The sequence below is a fragment of the Flavobacteriales bacterium genome, from assembly GCA_013214975.1.
Taxonomy (GTDB): domain Bacteria; phylum Bacteroidota; class Bacteroidia; order DT-38; family DT-38; genus DT-38.
Window position 1 is genome coordinate 1 of record JABSPR010000002.1, and the last position, 9,284, is coordinate 9,284.

11 protein-coding genes are annotated in these 9,284 nt (G+C 37.6%); 5 read left to right on the forward strand and 6 right to left on the reverse strand.

The features are described from left to right. On the forward strand, positions 1 to 451 hold a 451-nt coding region (locus HRT72_00045), incomplete at its 5' end, for a T9SS type A sorting domain-containing protein (GenBank protein ID NQY66104.1). Between the two features lie 59 nt (positions 452 to 510). Here the strand turns inward: HRT72_00045 and HRT72_00050 are convergent. Both HRT72_00050 and HRT72_00055 read right to left on the reverse strand, forming a co-directional pair. After that, the gene (locus HRT72_00050) at positions 511 to 1,194 is read right to left on the reverse strand and encodes a DTW domain-containing protein (protein NQY66105.1); all 684 of its coding nucleotides are present in this window, start codon (positions 1,192 to 1,194) and stop codon (positions 511 to 513) included. Positions 1,195 to 1,369: 175 nt separating this feature from the next. After that, complete coding sequence (locus HRT72_00055; GenBank protein ID NQY66106.1) at positions 1,370 to 1,756, reverse strand: hypothetical protein; 387 nt, start codon at positions 1,754 to 1,756, stop codon at positions 1,370 to 1,372. A gap of 274 nt (positions 1,757 to 2,030) precedes the next feature. On the opposite strand from HRT72_00055, the gene HRT72_00060 reads away from it, so the two are divergent. Together HRT72_00060 and HRT72_00065 are read left to right on the forward strand one after the other, a co-directional pair. Next, on the forward strand, positions 2,031 to 2,222 hold the full coding sequence (locus HRT72_00060; GenBank protein ID NQY66107.1) for a cold-shock protein: 192 nt from the start codon (positions 2,031 to 2,033) through the stop codon (positions 2,220 to 2,222). Between the two features lie 108 nt (positions 2,223 to 2,330). Then, positions 2,331 to 2,585: a Smr/MutS family protein gene (locus HRT72_00065; GenBank protein ID NQY66108.1), complete on the forward strand. Its 255-nt coding sequence runs from the start codon at positions 2,331 to 2,333 to the stop codon at positions 2,583 to 2,585. A gap of 107 nt (positions 2,586 to 2,692) precedes the next feature. Here HRT72_00065 and HRT72_00070 read toward each other — a convergent pair whose 3' ends face one another. From HRT72_00070 to HRT72_00080, 3 genes are all read right to left on the reverse strand, one after another. Further along, positions 2,693 to 2,830, reverse strand: a complete 138-nt coding sequence (locus tag HRT72_00070) for a hypothetical protein (GenBank protein NQY66109.1) — start codon at positions 2,828 to 2,830, stop codon at positions 2,693 to 2,695. 27 nt (positions 2,831 to 2,857) lie between these two features. Continuing rightward, a complete protein-coding gene (locus tag HRT72_00075) occupies positions 2,858 to 3,049 on the reverse strand; it encodes a hypothetical protein (protein NQY66110.1) in 192 nt (63 codons plus the stop codon). 73 nt (positions 3,050 to 3,122) lie between these two features. Next, positions 3,123 to 3,560, reverse strand: coding sequence for a MarR family transcriptional regulator (locus tag HRT72_00080; GenBank protein ID NQY66111.1), 438 nt, complete (start codon positions 3,558 to 3,560; stop codon positions 3,123 to 3,125). 263 nt (positions 3,561 to 3,823) lie between these two features. On the opposite strand from HRT72_00080, the gene HRT72_00085 reads away from it, so the two are divergent. Then, entirely contained in the window at positions 3,824 to 4,630 is an 807-nt protein-coding gene (locus HRT72_00085) for a DUF1853 family protein (protein NQY66112.1), read from the forward strand. 35 nt (positions 4,631 to 4,665) lie between these two features. Here HRT72_00085 and HRT72_00090 read toward each other — a convergent pair whose 3' ends face one another. Further along, entirely contained in the window at positions 4,666 to 7,071 is a 2,406-nt protein-coding gene (locus HRT72_00090; GenBank protein NQY66113.1) for a molybdopterin-dependent oxidoreductase, read from the reverse strand. A gap of 774 nt (positions 7,072 to 7,845) precedes the next feature. Here HRT72_00090 and HRT72_00095 point away from each other — a divergent pair. Further along, positions 7,846 to 9,284, forward strand: a 1,439-nt coding sequence (locus HRT72_00095) for a hypothetical protein (GenBank protein ID NQY66114.1), incomplete at its 3' end; no start/stop codon positions are given.

Here is a 9,284-nt window from a genome sequence, read left to right on the forward strand (position 1 = left end):
AATTGCAGACGGAGCTTTTAATGCAACTTGGTTGTGCGTAGGAGATTATACTCTCCTAGCAACATCCGAAGGAGTTAACGCCGGCACCTATGCACCAACGTATTTCTTTGATAATTACGAATTGGCCAGCGCCACGAGCATTCCATTAACAGATAATGCAAGCATGATTGAAATATACTTATTGCCTTCTGTAGGAATCAATGAGGTAATCAATAAAGATGAAGTACACCTATTCCCAAACCCAACAAATGGAGAATTTACTATTAACCTGGGAACAGTTTACACCAATCCTCGCGTATTAATAACAGATCTAATGGGGAGAAAAATAATGGTTAATCGCTACGACAATGCTCAAGTGTTGCATGTCGAGCTAAATGCACCTCAGGGCGTGTATTTAGTAACGATTATTTCAGAAGGAAGCGAAGCGACATTCAAGATTAATGTTGAGTAAATTGTAGAAACTAGGTTCGAATCTTATACTCATTGCATCTTATCTTATAAAAAAGATATCTAACTCTCTAGTTCAAGAATAATATTTCTTTCCGATTTTTTCTTATACCTATCCTTAGTAAGGATCTCTCTATTCGTAGCTGAACGATAGTTTTTATTATTTGGGTTTAGAATACTTTCGAGCTGATACTCAATCATTTTTTCAAATGGAATAAGGAAACCCTTCGTCTCGCATTGTTCAAACTCTCCTTCCTTAAGTAAATTCAAGACAGTATAGACCGACTCAATAGTACTGAGACAAAGAGACTCGGGCTGCTGCTTTATTATAAATTTTGATTTGATCTTATTATCAAAACTTACTCTTTTTAGCTTTTGCAAGTTCTTACTTTTGGTAAGCATTTTACGGGCGCAGGGCCACGTGGCATCGAGAAGGAAGATGTGCGGACTGCTACCCATAAATGAATTTATTTCTGAACTTTCTCTTACCGATAAGTTGAAATTATCTTTTCCCGGATAAAGTAAAAAAGAACAACTTTCTTCTTTAGTCAGTATTTCATTTACACGTTTATTATTGGTAAAATCAACGCCAACTATAATTTCCGAATTTTCAAGCTGAAGCTTAGTCATACGCCCCGTTCCGTTTTTTTCTTTTTGATACTCCTTCGGGTGCATAAGAATAATAAAACGAGTCTTGGTCTGGAAAGGACTAATGTGTTCACAAATACACGTGCTTGAAGGCCTCATGCATGTGTAACATTTAACTCTTGGATTTTTTATCTCTTCTTGCAAAGTGAATATCTCTTTATTTTATAATCGGCAAGTTAACGCTTATCTAAATAATCTGGCGGCATGTTGGCAAAGCAGACGATTGAAGATGCTAGCTTGGCCAATTCTCTTCTACCAGTTTAATCCGGCAGAACTAATTGAGCCAAGTAAGAGCTAACAGTTCATTTTTGAAGAACTTATAATCATAAACAGGTTTTGTGATAAAATTAAAATATGCTCTTCCTAATAATCTAATTCTTAACACTGGGGCTATAATTGCCAATTTATCTATTCGCGATTTAAAAGGCTCTAACATATCAACACCCTTATATTCCTCGGCCATACCTCCAAACCTACCAGGTATTACAATTAAGCTGTACCTCTCCTCTTTATTTGTTTGTTGTAGAAAAACTTCCTCAAGTTCCATAAGGTCGGATATATGAACTCTATAAGATTCAACAAACCAAATTTCGATTAAACTGCTTCCCTTGTATTTCAAAGTAAATATGCGCCCTGTAGAATCCATTTTGAACGAACTCAATTACTATATCAAATTAGTATGTAGAATTAATAAATCCTAGTCCGATTATAAAATGATCGAGAAATACCAATTAAGAATAATTTCAGAAACTCTGCTTCTTTCATCTCACCGGCCATTCTATTATCGGCATTAAGTTATTTCAAATACACCTTTTTAATAGTAAATCATACGTTCGAATCTTCCAAATCACACTATCGATTGATTAAAACACAGTTAAGGTTACCACTCTAAATATAAAACCCTAACTTTGTAGCTTAAATTAATACAATATATTATGAGTAACGGAACAGTAAAGTTTTTCAACGACACAAAAGGATTTGGATTTATAACTCCAGATGACGGCGGCAAAGATGTATTTGTACACCAAAGTGCTTTATCAAGTGATATCGCTGAAGGTGACAAAGTAAGCTACGATGTTGAAGACGGTCAGAAAGGACTAAACGCAGTAAATGTAAAAGTAAACTAGTAGTATACTTTTAAGCTTAATTGCATTCAAAAGCCTTGATACTATAAAGTGTCAAGGCTTTTTGTTTTAACGTAATTGAGGTTCTCTAAACTATTATCGGATAATATAGTGGCTAAACTTAAACTCGACTTACACGAAATTTTTAATAGAGGCTGGAAAATAGACAAGGCCCTCGAGGACATTATTGAAGAAGCGCTGAATAAAAAGATTAAACTAGTCGAAATAATACCAGGAAAAGGCAGTGGCCAACTCAAAAAAAAAGTGATTCGCTTTCTAGATCAAAAACACATTAAGAACAAGTATCACCGCATGGAAAAAGATGGCAAGAACTGGGGCCGTCTGTTTGTTCATTTCAAGTTTTAACAAAAAACGAGTTAAACAAGTATTCACTTCGCAGGATTCATCCCCTGATTTTCTTTATATATCACCTATACTCAGAAGGCAGACGATCGTTTATCCTTAACCCTATTTCACATACACCTTTCTGTGGTAGATAAAGCAACTGCCATAGCTAGTACTACCAATGGAGCATAAAACTCGGCATCGCCTTGGAGATAGTGCATAGTAGAAGCTGCGATAAAGTCTATTGCAAAACCAGCGTACGCCAACTCCTTAAGTAATCTATTCTTGTTCCACTAGATAACGCCAATCCCACTTAGCTTTATTATTGCCATCGGATATATTATCTCTGTGGGTGCACCCAAGTGGGTAAACATATCGACCACCATACTATACATGGCAAAATACATCACCGAGTTAAAGATGGTATGTGCGGTAAACAACCCCGTAATTACTCTATAAATTATTAAGTCTCTTTTTGTATTCATTATTTTAAGTTTCAATTATTATTTATCTCCCTAGGTATTATTAACCACGGTATATATTATTCCAAAAAAAAGCCTAGGTCCTTAATTTGGAAATAATCTCACTAGCAATCTTCGCCTCTTTGATTGTAATCTTATCTAAAAAACCATGTTGATCTGGACCAGCAGAACTATCTATTTTCTTTATTAGCGCCAAGCCAGCTTTAGTAATATTTACAAACACTACCCTCCTATCCTCTGCACTACCTTTGCGCTCAATTAATTTTTTCGTCAACAATTTATCGGCTAATCGTGTCGCATTGGGCGATGCATCGTACATTCTTTTTTTAACCGATCCCATGTCGAGCCAATCCCCTGCCCCCATTAGTATTCGAAGAATATTATACTGCTGATTCGATATCCCGAATGGCTTTAGGAACTCATTATTGTTACTCTGTATCCAAGATATAGTAGAAGCCATGTTCGCTATAAACATTGCTTTCTCATTCTTTTTTACTTTCTTCTTTTCTGCCATTACTTTTTTATTGACACAAACCTACAACTAAATTATTTATTTTCCATGGAAAATACTTTTAATGAAATGGAAGCCTCTAGGTTAGAACCTAAGCCAAGATAAATTCTTCTTCTTTATCAACAACGTCATCTTCGGGCTTGACTCGGAGATCAGCCAAACCGTACCTCAGTCAAGAGATCCCCAGACATTTCCGAAGAGTAAATTCTGAGGATGACGTTTAATAAGAGTGATCAAGGTAATACATCAGTAACTTGTGCAATCAAATGAAAACGAAGTCAAGGATAGTATCCATATTAAATACAAAAAGCTTAGACCAGTCAATTACAGGTTTACACGCTTTTGATCTATCTAATTTAAGCCTACCCACTAATCTGGATTTTCAATTCCCAAGCAATGTAAGGTTAGGCCATATAGCAGAAAACATTGTTTCCGGATTAATTAAATCATCCAGCAACTACAATGTACTCTATGAAAACACCCAAGTAATAGAAGAGAAAAATACGATTGGTGAAATTGATTTTATTATTGAAGAGGTAGAAACAAAGCAGGTAATCCACTTGGAGCTGGCCTATAAATTCTACCTCTATGACCCATCCATATCTTCAAACAAAATTAATAACTGGATTGGTCCGAATAGAAATGATTCTTTAGTAGAGAAATTAGAAAAACTAAAAAGGAAACAATTCCCTTTGTTATACCATACATGTGCTAGAGCAGAATTTAGCAGTATAGAGATTAGCAAAGTATCTCAAGCTCTATGCTTACTCGTTACTTTGTTTATTCCTTATAAATACAAAGGCAGTATTGATCCTATTTATGATAAGTACATTAAAGGATATTATATAAATTTTGAAGCATTTATAGATTCAGATGATTCTTCAAAAAACTATCACATCCCTTCAAAAAAGGAATGGGGAATAGAGCCATCTGAAAACGAAACGTGGACAGACTTTAACGGAGTTGAAGAACACATTAGAGTCAGTATTGGCGAGAAACAAGCTTTACTCTGTTGGCAAAAGCAGGAAGCTTCCTATTCAGCCTTTTTTATCGTTTGGGACGATTATCAATAAATAGCGAAAAGATCTATTTGCTAAAACTTCAGAAATTAAGTCGATTGTATTACTTCCGGCGCTTCGAACATTCTATTCGGCCCTTCAACATCTTCACATTTCTTAATATAACACACGCATGTGTTGGCTGCAGTTGCCTGACTTAATTGCGTAGTTGCGTGGTCGGAAGTAAGGAAATTAATTTGGCCACTGTTACATCTTCCTTTGCTATCTCTTGAAGACCAACTGCCACTTTGCAGACTAACTACTCCTTCCCTTATCTTTTTTGAAACAACCGCACCTGCCAAAACAGCACCTCTATCGTTGTATAATTCTACAACGTCACCATCTGCAATTCCATTCTTTTCCGCGTCGATTGGATTAATCAATACCGGCTCTCTCCCTTGTACACTGTACGTTTTATGCAACTCTTCGCAATTCCCCAACTGACTGTGTAATCTGTTATACGGATGCGGACTTACCACGTGTACTTGGCCAGGTTCTGCATTCCCTAAAAACTCAAAAGGTTCTAAATACTTGGGCATCGGTGGACAATCGTCCAACTCATAATCCGCAATGGTTTGGCAATACATTTCAATTTTACCTGAATCCGTATCTAAAGCATGTTCAACTGGATCATTGTAATAATCTCCAAACATAACATGGCTCTTCGCTCCTTCCGGCGTAGGAAATGTAACAGCACCTTCTTCCCAAAACTCCTCGAAGGTCATTACTTCCGGTCCAGAGCTAACTGCATAAGCTCCCTTAATCCATTCCATTGGAGTTTTTCCGCCAGTAAATTCTTCTTCTTTTCCGTAAAGAGCTGCTAGTTTTCTGAAAATATCCCAGTCGTCTAAGCTTTCCTCAACAGGCTCTATTACCTTTCTTTGAGAATATATCCGATCTCTGCTATAAGCACTTCCATAATGAATATCATCTCGCTCGAGCGTGGTAGTAGCCGGCAGTATTATATCTCCTTGCTGTGCAGTGATAGTAAACATTGGATCTTGAACGATAATGGTTTCGACACTCTCCATCGCTTTAACCGTATCATTAAAGTCTTGATGATGAGACAAGAGGTTACTCGATGTGGTATAAATGAGATTCAACTTAGGATACTTTAAGGTATCGCCATCGTAGAAAAATTCTTTGCCTGGGTTCTTAATCGCTTCCGTTATTCGTGAGGCCGGGATATACGTCTCTACAGGATTCTCTAATTCTTCCATCCACCCTGGCATATTCTTCCATGCTTGTGGCAATCCTGCACCACTGTAATGCCAATTAAAACCGACTCCCTCACCTGGCTTACCAAAGTTACCTAGCAAGCAGCAGAAGTTAATCATAGACCAATGTACTAACTCACCATGGCTAGCACGTTGCAGAGACCAAGAGCCTGCCAACTGCGTTTTTTTAGAAGCAATTAATTCTGCAAGTTCAACGATAGATTCTGCCGACAGACCTGTAATACTCGATGCCCATTCTGGCGTTGTTGGTTCTCCCCCGTCTTCACCCATTAAATAGGCAATGTACTTTTCAGACCCCACTGCATGGGTTTTTAAAAACTCCTTATTGTGAAGCTCATTTTTAACCAGGTGATAAGACATCGCCAAAAATAAAGCTTGATCTGTATTGGGAATGATCTTGATGGTCTCTGCACCTAATCTTTCTGCCGACTCTGTTACTTGTGGATCGATACTTAAAAATTCAATACCGGCTTCTTTAAGACCCTCCCAAATCTTATACATTCTATGATCCGGAACAGCTTCATCTATTCGTAGATTCTTGAACATGTCGCAACCTACCATCACAAACAACTCGGTATTTTTTTCTAATACTTGCCATGTGGTAGGATCGCCATTTAGATTCTCGCCAAGAATGTATGGAAGCAAAACCCGCATTGCACCTGTAGAATAATTACTTACCGTAACTGTATTGCCACCAATGGTAGACATGAATCTATCCTGCAAGATTTTGGGATAAAACATATGGCCTTCCGACCATCCATTGTATGTAGAGAGAATCCCCTCGTTGCCGTACTCCTCAATAGTTTTGTCTAATGATTTCTTAACCAACCCTAAGGCGGTATCCCAATCTACTCGAACAAAAGGCTCCTTCCCCCTTAACTCCGGCTTGGTATCTCCACCAAAATTTTCCAAATATGTTTTTCGTACCAGTGGATAATTTACCCTTGTTTTAGAATACGTTTTTTCGAGCACGCCGATGGTCAGCATTTCGGATGGATTAGCATCTAGAGCTGCAATCGGTTCTACGTTGGTTAATTTGCCATCAACAACAGTAGGCCTAAACGCTCCCCAATAGTTGGCATGAAATAGCTTTGCCTTTGCTTTTACTTCTGTAGCACAAGATGAAATAAGGGAACCCGTAGATCCTAGCAATGCTGCAAATGCAGTAAATTTAACCCCAAGACCAAGGAAGTTTCTTCTATTAATTTTATTATTCATAATGCGCTTTTAGGATGTAGCTAAGGTACAAAACCATGCTATCGATACACCTCGAACGCATAATAACATTAAATAAACCGTACCAAGATCAAGAGATCCCCGGATATTTACGAAGGATAAATTCCGAAAATAACGTCGAAGTGGGAGCTTCTCTTTAAAAGGCCGCTTTTAGATTCATGTAATATCCATGCACGAATGTCAATGTCCCTTCAAAGAAGAACTATTATAAACCAAAATGAGTGCGTAGTAAGACTGGGAAGCCAGGAGCCTGTGACTGGATCAACCAGCCGCACTTAGCGCTCATGAAGGTGTTAATAGAACTGAATTGGAGGACTTGATTTTTTCCTTCGTTTTTTGATCAAGCAGAAAATACTATTGCGCAGCAATACTTGGCCGTCTGCTATTAAGACATTCGACAGAACCATGTTATCGATACACCTCTAGAAGAAGGCATTATGACATTAAATGAGGTGCCGAATTCTATTTAGATCAAGAGAAACGAAATCTAAAAGTATTATTCTGAAGTGTGAAGGCGTAGCTATATTTTTAATCTGAGGCATTCTGGTTCTATCAGAAAGCATCAACCTTCTATTATTATTTCTCAAATTGAGAAACCAGTCTTGCAAATAGAATGTTCTATTTGATTCCAAAAGACTAGTTAACAGTATATCCTATTGAGATACTTAGCAATGCACCGAAGTATATAATTGTGGCATAGCTTTTACACAGCACTCTGTTTATTACTCATTCTTTACAATGTCAAAACCATATTCAGTGAAAAATATTATTGTCTTTATTGGGATGTTAGTAATCCTTACTTCAAGTATGGTTAATGCGCAAACCACCAATAGCAATGGCAGTTGGACGGGTGGAAACTGGGACAATGGAGTTCCTGCAGACGATGGAGTCTCAACAGTCAACCACGTACTTTCAGTTGATACCGATTTTAAAATAAGTGGAACAGGAGCATGTACTGTCAACGGAACTCTTATTGACGCGACAGGTGGATCCGATTACAAATTGGATGTAGAAAATTCTGGAGAACTTACTGTGAATGGAACAACCACATTAGGTTCAAACCTAACGGTAAAGAACTCTGCGAACATTATTATTTCAGCCTGTAATATATTAACCGTAGGAGATATGAAAGTGTCGAATAACGTAACCTTTTCTATAGCATCGTGTGCAACTTTAATTGTAAATGGTGATTTAGAAATTGAGAACAATATAGAAATTGAATGTGACGGTGATATTATCGTAAATGGAAACGTAATTGCAAAGAATAATGCTACTATAACCGGAGCAGGAACATTATCTACAACGGGAACAGTAGACATTATAAATTCGGCCAGTATTTTTGGAAGTACAACCAGTTGCATTAGTGGACCTTGCTTATTTGACAGCCCGGGTACAGGTGGTACTCACTACACAACTATCGCCTCTGGCAACAATTATAACAATGCAATATCATGGGATGCCAACGGGGTTCCTCCATCCACTCTACCCAATGGCGATTACATAACACTTAACCATCAAATTAATCTAAATATTGATATAAATATTCTCGGCCTGATGACTATTGGCTCTAGCGGATCTTTAATTGGCAATAAAAAAATTAATGTGGGAAAAGGCAGCTCTAATCAAGGTGAATTGATTAACCAGGGCATCCTAACGATTAAAGAATTAAAAGCGGAACCTGACGGCTGTATAGCACCCGTTGATGCCTATCCAATCATCCACAATTATGGCATCATAAATGCAGATAAGGTAGACGTAGGAAAAGGATGTGAAAGCGGGCAAATGACAAATCACAATGATCCCAATGGACTGGGTGCAGGAGTTATTAATGTATCAGGAGAGTTTCATATAGACGGTGTTCTTTGTAACGAAAACAATATATTTATTCAAGGAAAACTTAAAATTCACGGGGGAAGCATCAGTTGCTGTGGCCGCATTGAAACACCTCTAATTGAGTTTGATAAAAATAACGGTAGTGGATTTGGGGCAAGACCAGGAACAAGTGATTGTCAAGATTATTGTACTGCATATTCTACAGAACCTATTCTTAAGATAAAAAGTCAAGGAAATGTAACTAGTACTGTCTTGTTCACTAACCCTGATCCTTCTGAAAGCATAGTTACGTCTAACACTACTTTTTGTGCAAATTTCCAGATACCAATTGCGGATTTCTCCTCTAACAACAATGCTTTCTG

Excerpts from the sequence above, each read along its gene's own strand:
- HRT72_00050 (NQY66105.1), bottom strand. The coding sequence starts at position 1,194 with ATGAGGCCTTCAAGCACGTGTATTTGTGAACACATTAGTCCTTTCCAG.
- HRT72_00060 (NQY66107.1), top strand. The coding sequence starts at position 2,031 with ATGAGTAACGGAACAGTAAAGTTTTTCAACGACACAAAAGGATTTGGA.
- HRT72_00075 (NQY66110.1), bottom strand. The coding sequence starts at position 3,049 with ATGAATACAAAAAGAGACTTAATAATTTATAGAGTAATTACGGGGTTG.
- HRT72_00080 (NQY66111.1), bottom strand. The coding sequence starts at position 3,560 with ATGGCAGAAAAGAAGAAAGTAAAAAAGAATGAGAAAGCAATGTTTATA.
- HRT72_00085 (NQY66112.1), top strand. The coding sequence starts at position 3,824 with ATGAAAACGAAGTCAAGGATAGTATCCATATTAAATACAAAAAGCTTA.
- HRT72_00090 (NQY66113.1), bottom strand. The coding sequence starts at position 7,071 with ATGAATAATAAAATTAATAGAAGAAACTTCCTTGGTCTTGGGGTTAAA.